This window comes from Actinomyces sp. AC-20-1 (assembly GCF_023369555.1).
In the GTDB taxonomy this organism is placed as follows: Bacteria; Actinomycetota; Actinomycetes; order Actinomycetales; family Actinomycetaceae; genus Actinomyces.
On the sequence record NZ_JACJVC010000001.1, the window covers coordinates 17,777 to 39,933 of the forward strand.

Genomic DNA, 22,157 nt, shown 5'->3' on the forward strand with positions numbered 1-22,157 from the left:
CGGGCTCAGAAGCCGAGCCTGGCGAGCGCCTTCGGGTCGGACTGCCAGTCCTTGGAGGTGCGCACGTGCAGGTCGAGGTAGACGGGGCGGCCGAGCAGCTTCTGGATCCCCTTGCGGGAGACGACACCGATCTCCTTCAGGCGCGAGCCCCCCTTGCCGATCATGATGGCCTTCTGCGAGTCCCGCTCGACGACGAGGCTCACCCGCACCTGCAACCGGCCTCCGGTGCCCTTGACGCGCGAGCCGGTGCGGTCCGTGCGGGGGTCGACGATCTCGTCGACGACGACGGCCAGGGAGTGGGGCAGCTCGTCGCGCACGCCCTCGAGGGCGGCCTCGCGCACGAGCTCGGCGATCATGACGGCCTGGGGCTCGTCGGTGACCTCACCGGTCGGGTAGAGGGGCGGGGAGGGCGGTAGGTGGCCGATGAGGACGTCCTCGAGGACGTCGACCTGCTCGCCGCGCCGGGCGGAGACGGGAACGACGTCGGCCCAGTCGCCCAGGTCGTTGACGGCGAGGAGCTGGGCGGCCAGGGCCTCGCGGCTGACGGTGTCCGCCTTGGTGACGACAGCGACGACGGGGCGGCGGGCGTCCGCGAGGTCGCGTGCGATGAAGCGGTCCCCGGGGCCGACCTTCTCGTCGGCGGGCACGCAGAAGACGATGACGTCGACGTCGGACAGGGTCTCGCGCACGAGGTCGTTGAGGCGCTTGCCCAGCAGGGTCCTGGGCCGGTGGAGGCCGGGGGTGTCGACGAGGACGAGCTGGGCGTCGTCGCGGTGGACGACGCCGCGCACGTTGTGGCGGGTGGTCTGGGGGCGCCCGGAGGTGATGGCGACCTTCTGGCCGACCATGGCGTTGGTGAGGGTGGACTTGCCGGCGTTGGGGCGGCCGACGAGGCAGGCGAAGCCGGCACGGTAGCCCTCGGGAACCTCGGGGACGGTGACCGCGACGCGGGCGGAGGCGGGCAGGGCGTCGTCGTCGGGCTCGGCCTGCCCGTCCCGGACCGGCTCGGCCTGCCCGGGCTCCTCAGACTCCCCTGCCTGCTCGGCCTCGTCGAAGGCGTTGGGCCCGGCCATGAGCTCGTCGTCGCTGGGGAAGCGGAAGGGGGCGTCCGTCATGGGTTCTCCTAGGTGGTCCGGGCCCGTGGGCCTACTCGTGCGGCGGGTGCCGCGTCTGCGATCGTAGCCGCACTTGCGGGCAGCCGGCGCGACCGCCTCGGCAGCGTCCTCAGTGGCCCGAAGGGGTCCTCAGCGGTCCTCACGGCCCTGCTCGTCCCGGCTGACGATGAGGCTCGTGACCTGGCGGCGGCGGCCGGTGGCCTCGTCGGCGACGAGCCGGAGCCCCTGCGTGCGGCCGGTGGCGCCGGGCAGGGGGACGCGGCCGATGGCCTTGGTGAGCAGACCGCCGGCGGTGTCGACGTCGTCGTCGTCGATCTCCAGGTCGAAGAGCGCGCCCAGGTCGTCCAGACCGAGGCGGGCGGGCACGCGGTAGGTGCCCTGACCGAGGTCCTCGACCTCGGGCTCGGCGTGGTCGTGCTCGTCCTGGAGCTCGCCGACGACCTCCTCGAGCAGGTCCTCCATGGTCACGAGGCCGGCGGTGCCGCCGTACTCGTCCACGGCGAGCACCATGTGGACGTGGCCGGTCTGCATCTCGCGCAGGAGGTCGTCGGCGGCCTTGGTCTCAGGCACCCAGGTGACCTCGCGCACGAAGCCGAGGACGGGGCGCTCGGCGTGCTCGGGGTGGTCGGACAGGCGGCGCAGGACGTCCTTGAGGTAGACGATGCCGCGCACGTCGTCGGCGTCCTCCCCCACGACGGGCACACGCGAGTAGCCGGAGAGGGTGAACAGGCGCATGGCGGCGCCGGCGGGCTCGTCGACGTCGATGGTGACCATGTCCGTGCGCGGGACCATGACCTCGCGCACGAGGGTCTGGCCGAGCGCGACGACGCTGCGCAGCATCTCGCGGTCCTCGTCCTCGATGGACTCGGCCTCGCCAATCTCGTCGATCATCTCGCGCAGGTCCTCGGTGACCTCGGCCAGGGCCTCGGCGTCGGTGAGGGTGGAGGCGCGTCCGAAGCGCTCCTCGAACCAGCGCCAGGGCGCGCCGAGAGCGTCGACACGGCCCAGGAGACCGGCGAGGACGAGCAGCGTGCCGCTCGGGTTGCGGCGCCCCACCGAGCGCGGGGAGATGCCGACGACGAGACCGAGCAGGACGGCGTTGGCGGCCACGGAGACCGCCAGGACGGCCCACCAGGGCCCGATGAGGCCGGAGACGGCCAGGGTGAGCAGGATCGCGGCGAGCATGTCGACGCCCACGCGCACCGCGCCGACGGAGGCCAGGACCCGGCTGCGCCGGCCGGCGAGGTCGAGGACGCGCCCGGCACCCCGGCGCCCCTCCTCCACGAGGTCCTCGGCCGCGGCCCGGGTGATGCGGGTGAGCGCGGCCTCCCCGGCGGACAGCAAGGCGCCGCAGGACAGGGTGAGGACGGCGGCGACGAGCAGGAGCGCGACGGGGGTGGCGCTCATGCGCCTCGCTCCGCGAGGAAGGTGAGCAGGAGGGTGCGCTGGAGGTCGAACATCTCCTTCTTCTCCTCGGGCTCGGCGTGGTCGTAGCCCAGGAGGTGGAGGATGCCGTGGACGGTGAGCAGCAGCATCTCCTCGGCAGTGGAGTGCCCGGCCTCGAGGGCCTGACGGGCGGCGACCTGCGGGCAGATGACGACGTCGCCGAGCGTGCCGGCGGGGGTCTCGGACTCGTCGGTGCCGGGGCGCAGCTCGTCCATGGGGAAGCTCATGACGTCCGTGGGGCCGGGCAGGTCCAGCCAGCGCACGTGCAGCTCCTCCATCGGCTCGGGGTCGATGAAGATGATGTTGAGCTCGGCGCGGGGGCTGACGTGCATGTGGCGCAGGACGTGCTCGGCGATGGCGGCGAACTCGGTGAGGTCGACCTCGACCTCGGTCTCGTTGTTGACCTCGGTGCTCATGCGCTGGTCCTCCCTGTGGCGGTGCGGAAGTCCTGGGGGGTGCGCCCGCGGCGGGCGGCCGTGGCGCGGGGGCGGCGGTCCTCACCCGTGTGCGCCTCGGAGGCGGCCCGCTCGGCGTCGTGCTGGGCGTAGGCGTCGATGATGCGTCCCACGAGGCGGTGGCGCACGACATCGGCGCTGCCGAGCTCGCAGAAGCTGATGTCGTCCACGCCCTCGAGGATGCGGCGCACGAGCACGAGGCCGGAGGGGCGCCCGCCCGGCAGGTCGATCTGGGAGACGTCGCCGGTGACGACCATCTTGGAGCCGAAGCCGAGGCGGGTGAGGAACATCTTCATCTGCTCGGGGCTCGTGTTCTGGGCCTCGTCGAGGATGACGAAGGCGTCGTTGAGGGTGCGCCCGCGCATGTAGGCCAGGGGCGCGACCTCGATGGTGCCGGCGGCCATGAGGCGGGGCAGCGCGTCGGGCTCGAGCATGTCGTGCAGGGCGTCGTAGAGGGGCCGCAGGTAGGGGTCGATCTTGTCGGTGAGGGAGCCGGGCAGGAAGCCCAGGTTCTCCCCCGCCTCGACGGCCGGGCGGGTGAGGATGATGCGTGAGACGCGGCGCCGGGCGAGGGCGTCGACGGCCTTGGCCATGGCCAGGTAGGTCTTGCCGGTGCCGGCGGGGCCGATGCCGAAGGTGATCGTGGAGGCCTCGATGGCGTCGGTGTAGGCCTTCTGCCCGAGGGACTTGGGGCGGATGGAGCGGCCGTGCGTGGTGAGGACATCGTCGGTGAGGACCTCGGTGGGGCGGGCGGCGGCGTCCAGCAGGCCGATGGCCCTCTCGACGGCGTCGGCGGTCAGGGGGGTGCCGGCGCGGGCGACGTCGATGAGCTCGGACAGGAGCAGGACGACCATGTCGACGCGGGCGGGCTCGCCGGTGACGGACACGCCGGTGCCGCGCACGTGGATGCGCACGTCGGGGAAGCCTCGCTCGATGGCGCGCAGCACCTCGTCGTGGGCGCCGAGCAGGGCCACGGGGGCGAGGTCGCCGGGCAGCACGAGGCTGCGGGTGACGTCCTCGTGCGCTGCACGAGGTGCGGTCGCTGCGGTCCGGGGGCTGCGGGAGGTGATCGCCGTCGGGTCGGCTACTGGGCTGATGGGCGGGTTCGTCATCGTGGGCACATGCTACCGGGCACGGCGGAGGGCGGTGGCGGACGGCGGAGGTCGGCGACGGGCGCCGGCCCGCTCAGGCGAGCATGGCGAGGGTGCCGCCGACCAGCAGGGTCAGCCCCGCGAGGTAGCGCCTGCTGAGGGCCTCGCGCAGGACGAGGACGGAGAAGGCGACGGTGACGAGGACGCTCAGCTTGTCGATGGGGACGACGACGCTGGCGGGCCCGTCCTGCAGGGCGCGGTGGTAGCAGAGCCAGGAGGCGCAGGTGGCGGCCCCGGAGGCGAGGATGAGGCCGAGCTCGTCGCGCGGGACGCGGCGCGCCTCGCGCAGCCGCCCGCTGAGGGCAACCAGCGCCCAGGCCATGACCAGGACGACCCCCGTGCGGATCGCGGTGCCCAGGGTCGAGTCGACCCCGACGATGCCGGCCTTGGACAGGACCGCGGTGAGCGCGGCGAAGAGGGCCGAGCCGACCGCGTGGGCCAGCCAGCCGCCGCCCTCGCGCAGGGCCCGGGGCAGGCCCCGCAGGTCGTCGGCGTCGAGCATGAGCAGTGTCCCCGCCGTCATGAGGACGATGCCGAGGGCGCCGACGGCGCTGACCCGCTCCCCCAGGAGGATGAGGGCAAGCAGCACGGTGAGCACGGTGCTCAGCTTGTCGAACGGCACCACCTTGCTCACGCTGCCGAGCTGGAGCGCCTTGAAGTAGCACAGCCAGGAGGCGCCGGTGGTGAGCCCCGAGAGCACCAGCAGGCCGGTGCTGCGGGCGTCCAGGTGCGCCAGCCCGTCCTGCGAGCCGACGACGAGCACCATGGCCCAGGCGCCCACCAGCACGACGACGGTCCGCAGCGCCATGGCCACAGTGGAGTCGGTGGTGCGGATGCCCTGCTTGGCCAGGATGGAGGTGAGGCCGGCGAACAGTGCGGAGCCACAGGCGAGGAGGACCCACATGAGGCGACCCTAGCCCTGCCCCGGCGTCGCGCGGCAGGTGCCCGGGCTCCCGGTGGGTGGGGCCTGGGCGGTGGCGCCGGCCGGTCAGCGGGTGCGGCGCGGGACGGTGAGCGCGGCAGCGGTGAGCGCGAGGACGCCGAAAGCCAGCAGGAGCGCCAGCCTGCCGGCGTAGTGCGTGGAGACCTCAGGCGAGGTCGCGACCTCGGTCACGGCGTCGACCGCCCAGCTCATGGGCAGGGCGTCGCCGATGACCTCCAGCAGGCGGGGCATGTCCTCACGGGGCACGAGCAGGCCGCACAGGAACAGCTGCGGGGCGATGACGACCGGCATGAACTGCACGGCCTGGAACTCGCTGCGGGCGAAGGCGGAGACCAGCAGGCCCATGCACACGCCGACGAAGCCGGTGGCGAGGGCGAGCAGCAGCACCCACCCCCAGCCCGCCTCCACCGTGACGTCGAGGCCCCAGCCGGCCACGGCGCACAGGACGAGGCTCTGGACGAGCGCGGTGGCGACGAAGGCGGTGGCGTAGCCGAAGAGGACGTCGGCCCGGTGGGTGGGCGTGGTCCACAGGCGCTCGAGGGTGCCGCTCACGCGCTCGCGCAGCATGGCCACGGAGGTGACGAGGAACAGGACGGTCATGGGCAGGATCGCCATCATCGCCACGGCGACGCGGTTGAACAGGGCGTCGGCGCCCGGGGAGTCGGCGTAGACGAGGTACAGGAGGGTGAGCAGGACCGAGGGGACGGCGACGATGAGGGCGACGGTGCGCCGGTCGGCGCGCAGCTGGGCGAGGATGCGGGCGGTGCTGGCGAGGTAGGTGCGCGGGCTCATCGTGAGGCCTCCACGGGGGTTCCAGGGGCCCCGGGCGCGGGGGCACTGCGGGCACGGATAATGACGGCGAGGAAGGCGGCGTCGATGGTGGGCTCTCCTGTCTCGGCGAGGAGGTCGGCCGCGGTGGTGGAGGCCAGCAGGTGGCCGTCGCGCATGAGCAGGACCCGGTCGCAGCGGAAGGCCTCGTCCATGACGTGGCTGGAGACGAGGATGGTGGTGCCGCGCCGGGCCATGTCCTGGAAGGTCCGCCACAGGTCCTCGCGGGTGAGGGGGTCGAGGCCGACGGTGGGCTCGTCCATGACGAGCAGGTCGGGGTCGGCGACGAGCGCGCAGGCCAGGCTCACACGGTTGGCCTCGCCGCCGGAGTAGGTGGACACGGGCCGGTCGATGAGGTCGCTGAGCCCGACGTCGGACATGACCTCCTCGACGTTGCGGGCCCGGGTGCCGGCGAGGCGGGCGAAGTAGGAGACGTTCTGTCGTCCGGTGAGGTCGCGGTAGACGGAGGCCCCTTGCGTCATGTGGCTCACGCGTGCGCGCACGGCCGGGCGCCCGGGCTCGGCGCCGAGGACGGTGACGCGGCCGCGGTAGCGCTGGACGCCGACGAGGGTGCGCATGAGGGTGGTCTTGCCGCAGCCGGAGGGGCCGAGCAGGCCGGTGACGGTGCCGGGGTCGAGGGTGAGGTCCAGGCCGTGGATGATCTCCTTTCCGCCGCGGGCCACACGCAGGTCGCGGACCTCGACGACGGGCAGGGTGGTGCCGGCCTCGTGGACGTCGTCGTGCGGCTGGGCCGAGGTGTAGGGAGCGGGCCGGTGGGGTGCCGGGGTGGTCGAGGCGGTGTGTCCCCGACGACTTTTCATCATGCGATGAATATAGGGCGGTGCGACACTCCCGGCAACCCTTTCCCCGGAGCCGCGGTCAGGTCCCGGGACCCAGCCCCAGGTCGCCCATGAGGTAGCGCTGGACAGTCGGGCCGATGGCGAGGGCGAGCTCCTCGCGGTCGGCGGCGCGCACCGCGGACATCCGCGCCACCCAGCGGACCATCCCCAGCCCGATGAGCTGGCTCGCGATGAGCTGGGTGCGCAGCTCGGCCCGGTCGGGGGCCATCGAGACCACCAGCGGGGCGATGACGGCCCCGATGAACACGTCACGCACGCCCTCGATGACGGCCTCATGGCTCAGCGCCGCCCGCACGAGGGCCGCGAAGCGCTCCTGGCCCATGCGGTCCCAGGTGGTCAGGAAGATCCGCACGATTGCCGCCCCCCGGCCCTCCGGCTCCGTCTGGCGCACCTGCTCGATGAGGGCGGGGTCGAGGGTGATGCCGTCGATGTCGCCGACGACAGCCTGGGAGAACAGGGCGGCGCGGTCGGCGAAGTAGTGGTGGACGAGCGCCGGGTCGACGCCGGCGTCACGGGCGATCCCGCGCAGGGAGGTGTTGTAGCCGTCGCGGGCGAAGGCGGTGCGCGCGGCGACGAGGATCGCCTCGCGCGCGTCAGGGCTGCCGGCCGGACGCCGGCCGCGGGGGCTCACGCAGGACTCCCGACGGTGGCAGGTGCGGCCACGACTCCCGTGCGGACTGGGACAACGGGCACGTGCTCCTCCTGCGACAGGGCCATATCCTTCGAGGAGCGGCGATGCCGATACTCAAGCGGGATCATATCGTTACCCTCCCCCGCCGTTCCCACCACTTCGTTTTTTTCGATTTCTGGTTACAGTGGCGCTATGACCACCGCTGCCGCAAGCACACGCTCGACCATCCTTCCCCCCGAGGACCTCGAGCCCATGCTCGACCTGTCCCGTTTCCTCGAGCACGTCTCAGCCCCGGCGGTCCTTGTCGGCCCGGACAGCCAGACTGTCGGCCTTCCCGAGGAGGTCTACCGGGTGCTGAGCGACGTCGTCGACGCCATGTCGCACGGCAGGGCGATCACCGTGGCACCAGTCGACCAGATGCTGACAACTCAGGAAGCGGCGGACTTCCTGGGGGTCAGTCGTCCGACGCTCGTCAAGCTCTTGGAGTCCGGACGGATCCCATTCGAGCGCCCCGGGGTGGGACGCCACCGCCGGGTGCGCCTGGAAGACGTCATCGCCTATCAGAAACGTACCGCACAGGACCGCAGCAACACCCTCGACAGCATGACTCTCGAGGCGGTTGAGACCGGCTTGTACGACGACGTGTCTGAGAACTATGAGACCTCTTTGCGTCGGGCGCGGCAGGACAAGGCCTTATGACCCTCTTCTCCGCACTGCTCGACACTTGCGTCCTCGTCCCCGCCACTCTTGCGGACACTCTTCTGAGAGTCGCAGAAGGAGGCCTTTACCGTCCCCTGTGGAGCACAGCGATTCTCGACGAGATGACGCGAGTGATCGACGAGGTTCATCCCGACCTGCCTGCCGGGAGAGCCCAGCGACGCGCACAAGCAATGGACGCAGCCTTCGTCGACGCCTCGGTATCAGGGTGGGAGGGACTCGTTCCGGCCATCTGTCTTCCCGATCCGTGCGACCGTCATGTCGTGGCGGCCGCAGTCGTCGGGCGCGCTGACGTCATCATCACGTCGAACCTCAAGGACTTTCCGACCGACTCACTCGCCCCGTACGGCATCGAGGCGCAGAACCCCGACGTCTTCCTCCTCCACCAGCTTGCCCTGGCACCTTCGCGTGTCATGCAGGCGCTTCAACATCAGACAAGGGCGATGAGACGTCCGCCGGCCGAGCTCGATGAGGTGCTCGCCCGCCTGTCCAGGTGCGGTGTCCCCAGCTTCGCCGAAGCCGCCCGGGCCCAGAAGTGGCGCCTGGAGAGTTCTGAGCACGCCGGGACATCACGCATCTGAAAGAGGCTCCTCCACCGCGCCCAGGCAGCAGAACACGACCCAAGCGGAGAGAGCGACATAGGCGGTTCATCTGTGCAGGTGCGCGCCCGTCGTCACCTTCGCCGGTAGATCTCACGGCGGTGGCCAACGGTGAGCACAAGAACCAGCAGCACCCCGTCATTGATCTCGTAGATGATGCGGTAGTCGCCGCTACGCACCCGCCACTCGCCATGCCCGCCGACAAGCCTCTTCGCTCCGGCTGGGCGGGGCTCCTGGGCGAGCAGCTCAACGACTGCTTGGACTCGGCGCTGCGCCAGGCCGTCCAGCTTGCGCAGCTGGCGTGCTGCCCCGGGGCTGAGCTCGATCCGGTAGGTCATACGAGTCCGAGGTCCGCCTTGACCTCGTCCCACGGAACTGTGCCGCCCTCAGCGACCTCCGCGCGAGCGGCTTGAGCGGCCTCAATGTCCGCCAGGTCCTCCGCCGCCTGGGTGAGACGCTCGAGATCCTCGGCGTCGATGACCGCGGCCACACGACGACCCCGGCGAGTGAGGAAGACGGGAGTATGACGCACACGAGCCTCGTCGATGACATCAGCGAGACGACTACGCGCAACGGTCACGGTCATGTCGGCCATAACGGTCATTATGAACAAGAAGCGCGAAGATGTACATCTTGAGAAGAGGGCTGCGGCACTCACGGTAGCCTCCGGGTCATGAACGACGCAGACGGCTCCTCCCTCTTCTCCTGGCTCTTCGGGCGCCGCAAGGAGGAGCGGCCCTCTCGTCAGGCCCACACGCCCCGGGTACCTGTTGACCCGCCCAGTGAGCCGGCCAGCGCCGCCGAGAGCGCCCTCGTCGCCGGCGGGCAGACGCTCGCCGCGATCAAGGCCTACCGCGATCGCACCGGCGCCGACCTCGCCAGCGCCAAGCGCGCCATTGACGCGGCCCGTGCGCTCGGAGCGCAGGCTGCGGGGCACCCGGGCGGCCAGCTCACACCCCCGTCGGCTCCCGCCGACAAAACGGGGCTGACACCGGAGGAGACCGCACTCGCCACCGTCAACCCAGTTCTCGCCATCAAGATGGTGCGCGAGCGCACAGGCCTCGGGCTGAAGGCGGCCAAGGCCCTGGTCGACACCGCCCGATGAGGTGCAGGGGCCTGAGCGCCGAAGGCTGTCACGCTCGCCGGGTCGGCGTCGCCCGGTCAAGCGGATCGACGACGCTCCCGTGCCCGGTCCCCGTTACTTACAGCGAGGCGTCGACGACGGCGACCGTCTTGCCCAGGGCGTGCCCCTGCGCCAGCAGGAGGTAGGCCTGCGGGGCCTCCTGGAGCGCCACAGCGCGCTCGACGCGCGGGTCCAGCTCTCCGTCGGCCACCATGGTGAGCAGGCTCGTGAGCATGAGCGTGAGCACGAGCCGGTCACGTGAGGTGCCGGCCGAGTAGGCGGCGCCGAGCGAGACCTCGTGCAGGGACGGGGAGACGGAGAAACCGGGCAGCTGTGCCAGGTCCGGGCGCCCGCCGATGTAGGCCAGTCCCCCGTTGAAGGCCAGTGCGGCCAGGTTAGCGGTCGCGGAGCCCGCACCCAGGGTGTCGAGCACGGCATCGACGCCACGGCCCTGCGGGGTCAGGGCGCGTGCGGCGGCCGCGACCGCCTCGGGGCTGCCCAGCGCCCGGTAGTCCAGGACCTCGTCGGCACCGAGCGCACGCACCGCCTCCGCCTTGCCCGGGGAAGCGGTGGCGATGACGCGCGCGCCCATGAGCCGGGCGAGCTGGACGGCGTAGCCGCCCACTCCCCCGGCTCCTCCCGTGACGAGCAGGGTCTGCTGCTCACCCACGTGCAGGCGGGTGAGTGCCTGCAGGGCCGTCATGCCGGCGCAGGGCAGGGCCGCGGCGGCCGTCAGGCTCACGGGCGCGGGCACGTGCGCCAGCGCCTGCGCGTCCACGACCACGTACTCGGCGAGGCCGCCGGGCCGGCGCAGGTCGTGGTGCAGGGCGACACGTGCACCCACCGCCAGGTCCGCTCGCAGCGGGTCACTGCCCTCGGGTCCGTGGGCGTCCGGGCACACGCCGTCACCGAGCGCGTCCACCGTTCCGGCGACATCGAGCCCCAGCACGTGCGGCCAGTCCCAGGAGGCGGAGCCGGAGCGGGCGACCTTCCAGTCCACCGGGTTGAGGCCGCAGGCACCCACACGCACGCGCACCTGGCCGGGCCCCGGCTCGGGGACGTCCTGCTCGGTCAGGTGCATGGCCTGCGCCAGCTCCTCGGGCGGCGCCGGACGGTCGAGGACGAGGGCTGTCATGGTGGTCGGGTCGCCAGGGCTCATGAGCCCCGGTGCTAGGCGAGGGCAGAGGGTGGGGCGCACGGGGCAGTGGCACGCTCACGGTGTCCGCACCTTCTCATCGAAGCAGGTTTTTCATTGGTATCTCGCGGTCCTGCTCCGGCACAGAGCTCGTTGCCGTGGCTCCCACGTGCGTGCGTGTCGCGTACGCACATGGGAGCCGAGGAACGTCGTACGCACGATCCGCAAAACCGCGGAATCACGCGGATCATACAAGGCGCTCAGTCACATGAGCGTGCGAGCCGGGCACTGCACCGCCAGCGGTGACGCGCACCCCCGTCATCAGCGGCCGCGCCTCACGCCGCCCGGGCCCAGGGGCCGCGGCCTCAGCCCCACAGGCCGGTGTGCTGGGCGAGGACCGCGAGCGCCACCGGCCCGGCGCTGGCCGTGCGCATGACGTGCGGGCCCAGGCGCACCGTCGAGGCTCCCGCAGCCTCCAGCGCCGCTCTCTCCTCACCACTGATCCCGCCCTCGGGCCCGACGACGACACCGAGCACCGGCGGCTCCCCGGCCCCCGCTCCCGGCGCCGCGGTGGGCAGCGTCGCCCCGCCGACCGGGGCCGTGCCCTCCTCGTGCAGCACGAGGACCACTCCCCCGGCATCGACCGTGCGCCGCACCCAGTCGCACAGCCGGGCCGTGGACCGGACGTCCTCGACCACGGGCACCCGGGCGCGACGCGCCTGCTTGGCCGCCTCGCGTGCCGTCGTCTCCCACCGGGCCCTGCCCTTGGCGGCCTTCGGCCCGTTCCACACGGACACGCAGCGGCCCGCCTGCCAGGGCAGCACGAGGTCGACGCCGACCTCCGTCGCCGTCTCGACCGCCTGCTCGTCGCGCCCGCCCTTGGCCAGCGCCTGCACCAGGGTCAGGCGCACCGGCGCCTCCGGCTCCTCGACGCGCTCAACGACGCGCACGCCCAGGCGGTCCTTGGCTCCACCGGCCCCGGGCCCGGTCACCTCGCACACGAGCCTCAGGCCCTGGCCGTCGACAAGGTCCACCCGCTCGCCGGAGCGCAGGCGCCGGACCGTGACCGCGTGCCGGGCCTCGGGGCCAGTGAGGACGAGGAGGGTGCCGGCCTGGGCGGTGGCGCCGGCCCCGGCGGGCTCGAGGGTGTCGGCTGTGAGGACGAAGACGGGTGCGGTCACAGGCCCCAGCCTACGGGCCGGGAGCCGGCAGCCCGGAGCCCCTCGGTCCGGTGCTAGCGTCGCCTCCCATGAGTCCCCACGAGTCCGACACCTTTCCCGAGCACGCCCAGACCGTCGCCGAGATCGCCGCGAACCTGGCGGCGGTGCGCGCTCGTGTCGACGACGCCGCCGCGCGTGCCGGGCGCGAGGGCAGCGCGGTCAGGCTCCTGCCGGTGACCAAGACCGTCCCGGAGCCTCGTCTGCGCTCCGCCTGGGAGGCCGGGGTCAGGCAGATGGGTGAGAACAAGGTCCAGGAGGCTCTCGGCAAGGCCCGGGCCATGGCGGACCTCGGGATCCACTGGGCCGTCATCGGCCACCTCCAGACCAACAAGGCCAAGGACGTCGCCGCCTTCGCCCACGAGTTCCAGGCCCTGGACTCCCTGCGCGTCGCCGAGGCCCTGGACCGGCGCCTGCAGGCCGCTGGGCGCGGCCTGGAGGTCTACGTCCAGGTCAACTCCTCCGGTGAGGACACGAAGTTCGGGCTGGCTCCCGAGGACGTTCCCGGTTTCCTCGCTGCCCTGCCCGCGTACTCCTCGCTCAGGGTCCGCGGGCTCATGACGCTGGCCGCCCACACCGAGGACCGCGAGCGCGTCATCGCCTGCTTCCGGCTCATGCGCGCTCTGCGCGACGCGGCCCTGCAGGAAGGCACCGTCGGTGACGGAGGGCTGTCGATGGGGATGAGCGGCGACTTCGAGCTCGCCGTCGAGCACGGCTCGACCTGTGTGCGGGTGGGCCAGGCGGTCTTCGGGCGGCGCCCCACCCCGGACAGCCTCTACTGGCCCGGCCGGCCCGACGGCCGCTGAGGCCCGCCGGGCCGAGCGGCAGGCGCCGCGGGCTGGAGCTCAGCCACAGACCCCGGCCTCAGCGGCGCTTGCGCGACTTGCCGCCCTTGCCGGCGTTCTTGATCCGGTCCAGGAAGCCCTCCTCGACGGCGACGTACCCGTCCTCCCCGCGCAGCGCCGCCAGCTCCTCAAGCAGCTCCTTCTGGCGGTCGGTGAGCCGGGTGGGGGTCTCGACCGTGAGCACCACGTGCAGGTCGCCGCGGCCGTTGCGGCGCAGGCGGCCCACGCCCAGGCCGTCGAGGCGGATGTCGTCACCCGACTGGGCGCCCGCGCGCACGGTCACCTCCTGGTCCCCGTCGAGGGTCTCCACGGAGAGCCTGGCGCCCAGGGCCGCGGCGGTCATCGGCACGCGCAGCTCGGTGTAGAGGTCGTCGCCGTCGCGCTCGAGGCTGGGGTGCTGCTCCTCCTGGATGATGGCGTACAGGTCACCGGCCGGGCCGCCGCCGACGCCGGCCTCGCCCTGGCCGGACAGGCGCAGGCGCGTGCCCGTGGACACGCCCGCGGGCACGTTGATCTCGATGTCGCGGCGCACGTGGTTGCGTCCCTCGCCCGCGCAGTCCTGGCAGGGGGTGACGATCCTCGTGCCGTAGCCGCCGCACTCGGGGCACGGAGCGCTGGTCATGATGTTGCCCAGGAAGGAGCGCTGGACGCGCTGGACCTGGCCCTGGCCGTTGCAGCCGGTGCACTGCACCGGGGAGGTGCCCGGCGCGCAGCACGAGCCCTGGCAGGTGGGGCACTGGACGTAGGTGTCCACCTGCACGCTCTTGGTCGCCCCGAAGGCGACGTCGGCGAGCGTGACCGGCACGGCCACCATCCCGTCCTGGCCGCGGCGCGCCCGGGAGGCCGGCCCCCGGCTCTGTCCGCCGCCGAAGAAGGCCTGGAACATGCCGCCCAGGTCGGAGAAGTCCCCGCCGGGGAAGCCGCCGGGACCGGCGCCACGCAGGGCTTCCTCACCGCCGAGGTCGTACATCTGGCGCTTGTCAGGGTCCGAGAGCACGTCGTAGGCGCTGGAGACGGCCTTGAACTCGTCCTCGTGGCCAGGGCCGGCGACGTCGGGGTGCAGCTGGCGGGCCTTCTTGCGGTAGGCCTTCTTGATCTCGTCGGCGGTGGCGTCGCGGCTCACGCCCAGCAGCTCGTAGTAGTCGCTCACAGGTGGGACTCGTCCTTCGTGTTCGTCAGCGTGCGTTCAGCGGGAGGTGGGTGGTTCACCGGGGGTCCGGCCCCGACAGGAACCGGGTGAGGTAGCGGGCGACGGCGCGCACGGAGGCCATCGTCGCCGGGTAGTCCATGCGGGTGGGGCCGATGACGCCCAGGTGGGCGACGGCGTCGTCCGACCCGGCCGTGTAGGAGGCGGAGACGACGCTGGCCTCGGCCAGGGCGTCGTCGTGGTTCTCCGAGCCGATGGACACGCGCATGCCGTCGCCGGCGGCGCGTGAGGCCGGGGCGCCGCCGTCGGCCAGCAGCCGCAGCAGCACCACCTGCTCCTCGACGGCGTCCAGCAGGGGGCCCAGGGAGGAGAAGTCCGGGGTGGAGCGGGCCAGGTTCGCGGTCCCGGCCACGACGAGGCGCTCCTCGGCATCGGGGCGCAGGGCGTCGACGAGCGCACCCGCCACGGCCCGCAGCAGGACGCGCTCCTCGTCGGGGGCCTGCTCGGTCAGTGCCTCCAGGACGGGCACGACGTCGACGGCCCGGCAGCCCACCAGGGCGGCGTTGAGCCGCACCCGCAGGCGCTCCAGGGCCGGCAGGTCGACGACGTCGCCGTCCATCACCACGGTGCGCTGCTCGACGCGGCCGGTGTCGGTGATGATGACGAGCAGGACGCGGGCGGGTCCCAGGGCCACGAGCTCGAGGTGGCGCAGGGAGGTGAGCCTGAGGCTGGGGTACTCGACGACGGCGAGCTGTCCGGTGAGCTGGGCGAGCACGCGCACGGTGCGGGCGACGACCTGCTCGAGGTCGGCCTCGCCGGTGAGCAGGGCGGTGATGGCGGCCCGCTCGGGGGCCGACAAGGGCTTGACGCGGGCGACCTCGTCGACGAAGAGGCGGTAGCCCTTCTCAGTGGGCACGCGCCCGGCGCTGGTGTGGGGCTGCTGGATGTAGCCCTCGTCCTCCAGGACCGCCATGTCGTTGCGGATCGTGGCCGGGGAGACCCCGAGCTGGTAGCGCTCGACGAGGGCGCGTGAGCCCACGGGCTCGCGGGTGCGCACGAAGTCGGTGACGATGGCGGACAGGACCTTGAGGCGGCGGTCGTCGGCCATGCGGGTCTCCTTCCTCGTCACGGGCTGGGCCGGGCGCTCCCGCACGCGGGCGGTTAGCACTCTCACGGTGTGAGTGCCATCCTACGCCGGGGCCCGGCGGGTCAGACCACCCTCCGGCGTGAGGTTCCCCTACCGTGCCCTGAGTGAACACGCCCCGACGACCCCCAGCACCTGCTTCCGCCCCTGCACCTGTGCGGGGCGCCGCACCTGCCCCCGTGCAGGGCGCCGCACCCGTACCGGGCTCGACGGCGGCCAGGCGCGCCGCCCTGCGCGAGCGGGCCCAGCGCGAGCAGGAGGCCATGAGGGCCGCCGGCAGGCGCGCCATGACCCCGCTGGAGCGGCGCCGGGCCGAGGCCGCCCCGCCCGTCCGCCCCACGGCGTCGGACCGCTACGGCGGCGACGTGCTCCGCTCCGACCCCCACCGCGTGGGCCCCCACGCGGTGCGCCCGGAGTCCGTCCACGTGCCCGTCAGCCACGGGCTCGTCGTCGAGGACCGCCAGACCGGCTTCGTCGGGGCCGCCGTCGCCGTCGAGAAGTCCGGCGGCCGTCACGTCGTCGTCCTCGAGGACCGTCACGGCACCCGCCGGGGCTTCCCCCTGGGGCCCGGCTTCTGGATCGACGGCCGCCCCGTCATCCTCGACCCGCCCGTCGCCCGCCCGGCGGCGCCCACCGGGCCCGTCAGCGCCGCGGGCAGGAGGCTCACGGCCTCGGGCTCCTACGCGGTCGAGGGCGGCAGGGCGAGGGTCGCGCGCGCCTCGCGCATCTGGGTCGAGGGCAAGCACGACGCCGAGCTCGTCGAGAAGGTGTGGGGCGACGACCTGCGCCTGGAGGGCGTCGTCGTGCTCATGCTCGACGGCGTCGACCACCTCGAGGAGGTCATGGCCGAGTTCGGCCCCTCCCCCGAGCGCCGCGCCGGGGTGCTCGTCGACCACCTCGTGCCCGGCTCCAAGGAGTCGCGCGTCGCCGAGCGCGTGCGCGCCATGCCCGGCGGGGACAACGTGCTCGTCCTGGGACACCCGTACGTGGACGTGTGGCAGACGGTGCGGCCCGAGCGCGTGGGCCTCGCCGCCTGGCCCGAGGTCCCGCGCGGCACCGACATCAAGCACGGCACGCTCGAGGCCCTCGGCTGGCCGCACGCCGACCAGGCGGACGTCGCCCGCGGCTGGCAGCGCATCCTCGCCACGGTACGCACCTACAAGGACCTGGAGCCGAGCCTGCTGGGGCGCATGGAGGAGCTCATCGACTTCGTCACCGCCCCCGGCACGCGCTGAGCCGAGCCGGCCCTCCCTTCCACCCGATCCTCACAGCGGACGCACAAGGGGCGCTTCCGGCGGGCTCAGGCCGACCGCGCAGGATCTTTCCCAGAGCCCGCAGGGCCGGCGCCACCGGGCAGCCCGGCAGCAACCGAGTGGGCGCACGCGAAGGGAGCACCGCAACCATGGCCGTCTCACGCCGACTCATCCTCCAGACCATCCCGCTCGCCGCCGTCCTCGGTGGCCTGGCCGCCTGCGGCACCTCCACCGGCACGAGCGCGAGCACCACCACCACGGCCTCCCCCGACGCCGGGACCCTCACCCCCACCGACGCGTCCCTCGCACTGGACACCGCCGCCTGGTCCTATGACGCCGAGGGCGACGTCTACTACCAGATGGGCCTGGCCTACGGCTCCTCGATCCAGGACGCCGCCTACGAGACCCTCTCGATCTTCCTGCCCGGCGCCTACGTCTCCGCCGAGGACAACGGCGAGGGCACCTACACGCTCACGCCCGCCGACGGCACGGCGGGTGCCTACACCTCCGCCACCGCCCCGGTCGTCCTGCCGGTCAACACGCCCGGCTACTCGGCGCAGTCGCCGCTGAGCGAGTACTCCTACTCCACCATCCAGGCCTACATGGAGGCCGGCCTCATCTACGTGGTGGCGGGCCTGCGGGGCAAGGACTCGACGTCCGAGGCCGCCGCCGGCAACGCCCCGTGGGGCGTCGCCGACCTCAAGGCCGCGGTGCGCTACCTGCGCTACAACGCCGCCGCTCTGCCCGGTGACAGCGAGCAGGTCTACGTCTTCGGCCACTCGGGCGGCGGTGCCCAGTCCGCCGTCATGGGCGCCTCGGGCGACAGCGCCCTGTACACGCCCTACCTGGCGGCCATCGGCGCCGCCACCACTGACACCGACGGCAACGCCCTGTCCGACGCCGTCGCCGGCGCCATGTGCTGGTGCCCGATCACGAGCCTGAACGAGGCCAACGCCGCCTACGAGTGGAACATGGGTCAGTTCGCCTCCGACGGCACGCGCGCCGAGGGCACCTGGACCGAGGCGTACTCGAAGGACCTGGCGGCGGCCTACGCGTCATGGGTCAACGGCGCGGGACTGACCGACGCCGACGGCAACGCGCTCACGCTCCAGGAGTCGGGTGACGGCGTGTACCTCGCGGGCACGTACTACGAGCACCTCATGGGCCTCATCGAGGGCTCCCTCAACGACTTCCTGGCGGTGACGACCTTCCCGTACACGCCCTCGAGCACGACGATGGCCGGCATGGAGCCCGGCGGCTCCTCGGGCGGGGCCCCGTCCGGGCAGGCGCCCAGCGGTGAGGCGCCCTCCGGGGCCGCCCCCGGCGGCTCGTCCAGCAGCGAGTCGACGACCTACGAGACGGTGGAGTCCTACTTCCAGGCGCTCAACGCCGACGGCGAGTGGGTGGTCTACGACTCCGCGGCCGGCACGGCCAGTGTCACGAGCCTGGCGGGCTTCGTCACCTCGCAGAAGCCGGCGTCGAAGGACGTGAGTGCGCTCGACGGCGTCGACCGTGGCCAGACGGAGAACACGGTCCTCGGTGTGGGCGCCGAGACCCTGCACTTCTCGCAGGTCTCGCGCGATGTCGTCGCGGCGGGCGAGTCGTCCTACGCGGCGCTGACCGGCTGGGCAGAGGACTACGGCTCGGCGGGCTACGACGCGGACCTCGCCCAGACGGACTCCCTGGGCACTGACGTGCTCGCCCGCGAGCAGATGTACAACCCGATGTTCTTCCTGCTGGCGGGCTCTGAGGGCTCGGGCACGTCCACCGTGGCGCCGTCGTGGCGCATCCGCACCGGGATCCAGCAGGGCGACACGGCCACGACCGTGGAGATGAACCTGGCGCTGGCGCTCCAGGCCGCCGGCCGGGACGTGGACTTCGCGACGGTGTGGGGCCAGGGGCACACGATGGCCGAGCTGACGGGTGACGGCGAGTCAGCCTTCATCGCCTGGGTGCAGGAGGCGTCCGGCGCCTGAGCCCGTCGGCGGGACGGCAGCCGTCGGACCCCGCCCCGGCACCCGCCCCGGCTCAGGCGTCCTGGAGGCTCAGACGGCGGGCGTGCCTGAGCAGACGGACGTTGTTGCCCAGCAGGAGCACGACGAGCGCGGCCCCCGACGCCTTGGCCCACAGCGGCTCGGCGATGAACAGGCACACCATGGCCAGAAGGACCGGGGCGAGGTAGGTGAGGGACTTGGCGATGTAGCCGCCGAAGGAGGGCATCTCGACCCCGCGGCCCTCGGCAACGGACTTGACCATGAAGTTGGGGCCGTTGCCGATGTAGGTCAGCGCGCCGCACAGCACCGCACCGAGGGAGATGGAGGCGAGGTACACCTCGGGCACGCCCGCGACCGTGGCGCCGCCCGGGTGGGCGACCTGGCCGGCCATCTCGAAGAAGGTCGCGTAGGTGGGGGCGTTGTCCAGGACGGAGGACAGGCCTCCGGTGAAGACGAAGAAGGTGATCTCGTTGAGCGGCAGGGCGCCGGCGACCTGGTCGAGGTAGTGCAGGGCCGGGATCATGGTGAGGAAGATGCCGATGAACAGGGTGGCGACCTCGGCGATGGGCCCCCACTCGAACTGGTTGTCCTCGAATCGGGCGCGCTTGTCCCCGAGGCGGTAGGAGCACCAGGCGGCGGTGAGCATGATGATCTCGCGCACGGGCACCCAGTCGGCCAGGGTGGCGTGCCCGGCCTCGATGGCCTCGGCGTCGATGGAGGGGGCCAGGGCGACGGCGGCGATGATGACGACGAACCAGACGAGGTTGCTGGCGCCGCGCAGGCCGAGGGGCTCGATGTCCTGGCGGTCCTCACGCACGGCGGCGGCTGGCTCCTGGGCATAGCAGTAGGAGTCGAGGGCGAAGTAGGCGGCGAGCATCATGACCAGGACGAAGGCCCACTCCCACACGAGGCTGAAGGTCCAGGTGAAGGGCACGCCACGCAGGAAGCCGAGGAAGAGCGGCGGGTCCCCCAGGGGCGTGAGCAGGCCGCCGCAGTTGGCGACGACGAAGATCGTGAACAGGACGGTGTGGACGCGGTAGCGGCGCTCCTGGTTGGTGTTGAGCAGGGGCCGGATGAGGAGCATGGCGGCGCCCGTGGTGCCGATGAAGGAGGCGAGCACACCGCCGACGGCGAGGAAGAGGGTGTTGTTGCGCGGGGTGGCCTCGATGTCTCCCTTGAGGAAGATGCCACCGGAGACGACGAAGAGGGCCAGCAGCAGGGCGATGAACTGCCCGTACTCGACGACGGAGGCGAAGACCACCTGCCAGCCGAGGGTGAGCCACATCCAGACGGCGACGGGCACGCCCAGCAGGAGGGCGACGGCGAGCTGGCTGGACTGCTTCTCCCACCAGTGGGCGGTCCTGGGCACGAGTGGCAGAACCGCGATGGACGCGAGCATCGCGGCGAAGGGCAGGATGGACCACCACTGCAGGTGCACGGGGACTCCTCGGGGTCGGTTCGGGCTGGGGCGGCCCGGGCCCGCAAGGAGGGCGGCAGGGCACACCTGCCCACTGTACGACGCCGCGAGTCCCAGGATCTGGGACGGTTGTCAGAGCCAGCCGGCCAGGAGCCCGCGGGCCTGCTCGACGAGGGTCCGGGCGCAGCCCTCGGAGTCGTTGCCCCAGCGCAGGTAGGTGAAGGTGCCGCCGCCGGCCTCGGTGAAGGTCTCGCGGTTGAGCTGGTCGATCTCCTCGAGGGTCTCGAGGCAGTCGCTCATGAAGCCGGGGCAGATGACGTCCAGGCGCGGGCAGCCCGCGCGCCCCAGGGCCTCGGCGGTGTCGATGGTGGCGGGGCCGATCCACTCGGCGCGTCCGAAGACGGACTGGAAGGTGGTGAGCACGAGCCCGCCGTCGGCACCGTTGTCCTGGCTGACGGTGACGCCCAGGCGCTCGGCGAGGGCGGCGACGGTGGCCCGGCACTCGGAGCGGTAGGGGTCCCCGGCCGCGTGCATGGCGGCGGGGATGGAGTGGAAGGAGCACAGCAGGTGTTCTCCGCGTGAGGCGTCGGGGCGCCCATGCTCGGCCCAGTGGGCCTCGATGGGGGCAGCCAGGGCCTCGATGTAGGTCTCGTTCACGGGGAAGGAGCGCACGGTGCGCAGCTCGGGCTGGTTGCGGGAGGTGAGCATGAAGCGCATGGCCTCGTCGACGACGGGCGCCTGGCTGGAGGCGGAGTACTGGGGGTAGGCGGGCAGGAGGGCGATGCGGCGGTGGCCGGCATCCATGAGGTCGCGCATGACGTCCTGGACGCCGGGGTCGCCGTAGCGCATGGCGACGCGCACGACGACGTCCTGGCCGAGGGCGTCCTGAACGAGCGCGACCTGCCGCTCGGTGTAGTGCATGAGGGGGCTGCCGGAGCGGGTGTGCTCCATCCCCTCGCGCCAGACGGTGCGGTACTTGGCGGCGGAGTCCGCGGGGCGGCGGATGAGGACCATCGTCTCGAGGATGGGGCGCCACAGCAGGGGGTGCATCTCGACGACGCGGCGGTCGGAGAGGAACTCGCGCAGGTAGGGGCGCACGTCCTTGGCGGTGGGGGTCGCCGGAGTGCCGAGGTTGGCGATGACGAGCGCGGGGCGCGGGTCGAGGGGACGTGCGTCGGCGTCGGGGGCCACGGGCCCTCCTTCTGGTGGGTCACGGGGTGCGGGCATCGTGACGTTATTTCGCGACACATCCCGCCTTTTCGTCGCCAAGGGAGTCTAGCCGCCACCGCAGGGGCGGATGACCAACACCGTGTCACCTCCCCCGCCGGGTACTCCACACCGGGCAGTCGGCAGCTCCTGCTCCACATCCGCAGATACGCTCAGGATGCATTCAGATCGCTCCCAGGCACGGTGGTGAGCATGCCCGTATGACAGCGCCCCAGACACCCCGGACGCCCCAGACACCCCGGACGCAGCACGTGACCTACCGCCCCTTGCGCGACACGGACCTCGAGGCCGTCTCCCACCTCGCGCAGGAGGCCTTCGGGCTGCGCCGCTACGCCTCCTCCCCCACGGTCCAGGCCGCGGTCCGCCGCATCTACGTCCTGCACTGCCTGACCTCCTCGACCTTCGCCGAGGTGGCCGAGGTCGACGGCGAGGTGGTCGGCGTCGTCATGGCCCGGGCGGCCGGACAGCGCAAGCTCCCCGGCCAGGGGCTCTACCGCGTGCGCACCGCGCTGCTGATGACCAAGGCCCTCGCCGTCGGAGCGACGAGGGGCGACACGGGCGCGCTCAAGGAGATCCAGATCTTCGAGGGCTCCTACGAGCAGCTGCGCCGCCGGGCGAGCGCGGCAGGGGCCCGGCTGGACCACGAGCTGACGCTCTTCATCGTGTCCGGGTGCTGCCGCGGCCAGGGCGTGGGCAGCCGGCTCTACGCGGACGCGCTGACGTACCTGCGCCACAGTGGCGCCAAGTCCTTCCACCTCTACACCGACACCGGCTGCTCCTACGAGTTCTACGAGCGGCGCGGGCTGGAGCGGGTCGCCTCGGACACGATCACCCTGCGCCTGGAGGACGCGCTCGAGGACGTCGACACCTTCCTGTACACCGGCAGGCCCTGACCGAGGGGGACCACGCC

At 72.4% G+C, this 22,157-nt stretch carries 23 protein-coding genes; 7 read left to right on the forward strand and 16 right to left on the reverse strand.

Annotated elements, in window-relative coordinates; all coding sequences use genetic code 11:
• Window positions 1-5: 5 nt before the first annotated feature.
• From era to H6X67_RS00120, 8 genes are all read right to left on the reverse strand, one after another.
• A complete protein-coding gene (gene era, locus H6X67_RS00085) occupies window positions 6-1,115 on the reverse strand; it encodes a GTPase Era (protein WP_249367174.1) in 1,110 nt (369 codons plus the stop codon).
• A 129-nt stretch (window positions 1,116-1,244) separates the two neighbouring features.
• Window positions 1,245-2,522 (reverse strand): hemolysin family protein, encoded by a 1,278-nt coding sequence (locus tag H6X67_RS00090; RefSeq protein WP_249367173.1) that lies wholly within the window; start codon window positions 2,520-2,522, stop codon window positions 1,245-1,247.
• A complete protein-coding gene (gene ybeY, locus H6X67_RS00095) occupies window positions 2,519-2,977 on the reverse strand; it encodes an rRNA maturation RNase YbeY (protein WP_249367172.1) in 459 nt (152 codons plus the stop codon). Before ybeY ends, H6X67_RS00090 begins: the two co-directional genes overlap by 4 nt.
• Window positions 2,974-4,128 carry a PhoH family protein gene (locus H6X67_RS00100; RefSeq protein WP_249367171.1) on the reverse strand — a complete coding sequence of 385 codons (1,155 nt, stop codon included), beginning with the start codon at window positions 4,126-4,128 and terminating at the stop codon, window positions 2,974-2,976. The genes ybeY and H6X67_RS00100 overlap by 4 nt, the downstream gene beginning before the upstream one ends.
• Window positions 4,129-4,201: 73 nt before the next feature.
• Window positions 4,202-5,071: an EamA family transporter gene (locus tag H6X67_RS00105; RefSeq protein WP_249367170.1), complete on the reverse strand. Its 870-nt coding sequence runs from the start codon at window positions 5,069-5,071 to the stop codon at window positions 4,202-4,204.
• An 84-nt stretch (window positions 5,072-5,155) separates the two neighbouring features.
• Window positions 5,156-5,902 carry an ABC transporter permease gene (locus H6X67_RS00110; RefSeq protein ID WP_249367169.1) on the reverse strand — a complete coding sequence of 249 codons (747 nt, stop codon included), beginning with the start codon at window positions 5,900-5,902 and terminating at the stop codon, window positions 5,156-5,158.
• Window positions 5,899-6,621, reverse strand: a complete 723-nt coding sequence (locus H6X67_RS00115; RefSeq protein ID WP_396121316.1) for an ABC transporter ATP-binding protein — start codon at window positions 6,619-6,621, stop codon at window positions 5,899-5,901. Before H6X67_RS00115 ends, H6X67_RS00110 begins: the two co-directional genes overlap by 4 nt.
• Before the next feature lie 196 nt (window positions 6,622-6,817).
• The gene (locus tag H6X67_RS00120) at window positions 6,818-7,429 is read right to left on the reverse strand and encodes a TetR/AcrR family transcriptional regulator (RefSeq protein WP_249367167.1); all 612 of its coding nucleotides are present in this window, start codon (window positions 7,427-7,429) and stop codon (window positions 6,818-6,820) included.
• 192 nt (window positions 7,430-7,621) lie between these two features.
• Here H6X67_RS00120 and H6X67_RS00125 point away from each other — a divergent pair, with 192 nt between their 5' ends.
• Complete coding sequence (locus H6X67_RS00125; protein ID WP_249367166.1) at window positions 7,622-8,128, forward strand: helix-turn-helix domain-containing protein; 507 nt, start codon at window positions 7,622-7,624, stop codon at window positions 8,126-8,128.
• Entirely contained in the window at window positions 8,125-8,727 is a 603-nt protein-coding gene (locus H6X67_RS00130; RefSeq protein ID WP_249367165.1) for a PIN domain-containing protein, read from the forward strand. Before H6X67_RS00125 ends, H6X67_RS00130 begins: the two co-directional genes overlap by 4 nt.
• 92 nt (window positions 8,728-8,819) lie before the next feature.
• On the opposite strand, the gene H6X67_RS00135 is transcribed toward H6X67_RS00130, so the two are convergent.
• On the reverse strand, window positions 8,820-9,083 hold the full coding sequence (locus tag H6X67_RS00135; RefSeq protein ID WP_249367164.1) for a type II toxin-antitoxin system RelE family toxin: 264 nt from the start codon (window positions 9,081-9,083) through the stop codon (window positions 8,820-8,822).
• On the reverse strand, window positions 9,080-9,340 hold the full coding sequence (locus tag H6X67_RS00140; protein ID WP_249367163.1) for a type II toxin-antitoxin system Phd/YefM family antitoxin: 261 nt from the start codon (window positions 9,338-9,340) through the stop codon (window positions 9,080-9,082). Before H6X67_RS00140 ends, H6X67_RS00135 begins: the two co-directional genes overlap by 4 nt.
• 78 nt (window positions 9,341-9,418) lie before the next feature.
• On the opposite strand from H6X67_RS00140, the gene H6X67_RS00145 reads away from it, so the two are divergent.
• Complete coding sequence (locus H6X67_RS00145) at window positions 9,419-9,850, forward strand: ribosomal protein L7/L12 (RefSeq protein ID WP_249367162.1); 432 nt, start codon at window positions 9,419-9,421, stop codon at window positions 9,848-9,850.
• A gap of 97 nt (window positions 9,851-9,947) precedes the next feature.
• Here H6X67_RS00145 and H6X67_RS00150 read toward each other — a convergent pair whose 3' ends face one another.
• A complete protein-coding gene (locus tag H6X67_RS00150) occupies window positions 9,948-11,003 on the reverse strand; it encodes a zinc-binding dehydrogenase (protein ID WP_249376963.1) in 1,056 nt (351 codons plus the stop codon).
• A 365-nt stretch (window positions 11,004-11,368) separates the two neighbouring features.
• Entirely contained in the window at window positions 11,369-12,184 is an 816-nt protein-coding gene (locus H6X67_RS00155) for a 16S rRNA (uracil(1498)-N(3))-methyltransferase (protein ID WP_249367160.1), read from the reverse strand.
• A 68-nt stretch (window positions 12,185-12,252) separates the two neighbouring features.
• Between H6X67_RS00155 and H6X67_RS00160 the strand changes: the two genes are divergently transcribed.
• Window positions 12,253-13,026 (forward strand): YggS family pyridoxal phosphate-dependent enzyme, encoded by a 774-nt coding sequence (locus H6X67_RS00160; protein ID WP_249367159.1) that lies wholly within the window; start codon window positions 12,253-12,255, stop codon window positions 13,024-13,026.
• Between the two features lie 58 nt (window positions 13,027-13,084).
• Here H6X67_RS00160 and dnaJ read toward each other — a convergent pair whose 3' ends face one another.
• Window positions 13,085-14,215, reverse strand: coding sequence for a molecular chaperone DnaJ (dnaJ, locus tag H6X67_RS00165; protein WP_249367158.1), 1,131 nt, complete (start codon window positions 14,213-14,215; stop codon window positions 13,085-13,087).
• Between the two features lie 55 nt (window positions 14,216-14,270).
• Window positions 14,271-15,320, reverse strand: a complete 1,050-nt coding sequence (gene hrcA, locus H6X67_RS00170; protein ID WP_249367157.1) for a heat-inducible transcriptional repressor HrcA — start codon at window positions 15,318-15,320, stop codon at window positions 14,271-14,273.
• Between the two features lie 323 nt (window positions 15,321-15,643).
• Between hrcA and H6X67_RS00175 the strand changes: the two genes are divergently transcribed.
• Both H6X67_RS00175 and H6X67_RS00180 read left to right on the forward strand, forming a co-directional pair.
• A complete protein-coding gene (locus H6X67_RS00175) occupies window positions 15,644-16,591 on the forward strand; it encodes a DUF3097 domain-containing protein (protein ID WP_250648899.1) in 948 nt (315 codons plus the stop codon).
• A 167-nt stretch (window positions 16,592-16,758) separates the two neighbouring features.
• A complete protein-coding gene (locus H6X67_RS00180) occupies window positions 16,759-18,585 on the forward strand; it encodes a subtype A tannase (protein WP_283251259.1) in 1,827 nt (608 codons plus the stop codon).
• A 52-nt stretch (window positions 18,586-18,637) separates the two neighbouring features.
• On the opposite strand, the gene H6X67_RS00185 is transcribed toward H6X67_RS00180, so the two are convergent.
• Both H6X67_RS00185 and hemH read right to left on the reverse strand, forming a co-directional pair.
• A complete protein-coding gene (locus tag H6X67_RS00185; protein ID WP_249367155.1) occupies window positions 18,638-20,041 on the reverse strand; it encodes a sodium:proton antiporter in 1,404 nt (467 codons plus the stop codon).
• A gap of 111 nt (window positions 20,042-20,152) precedes the next feature.
• Window positions 20,153-21,247, reverse strand: a complete 1,095-nt coding sequence (hemH, locus tag H6X67_RS00190; RefSeq protein WP_250648885.1) for a ferrochelatase — start codon at window positions 21,245-21,247, stop codon at window positions 20,153-20,155.
• A 251-nt stretch (window positions 21,248-21,498) separates the two neighbouring features.
• Between hemH and H6X67_RS00195 the strand changes: the two genes are divergently transcribed.
• Window positions 21,499-22,140 carry a GNAT family N-acetyltransferase gene (locus H6X67_RS00195; protein ID WP_249367153.1) on the forward strand — a complete coding sequence of 214 codons (642 nt, stop codon included), beginning with the start codon at window positions 21,499-21,501 and terminating at the stop codon, window positions 22,138-22,140.
• Window positions 22,141-22,157: the final 17 nt, after the last annotated feature.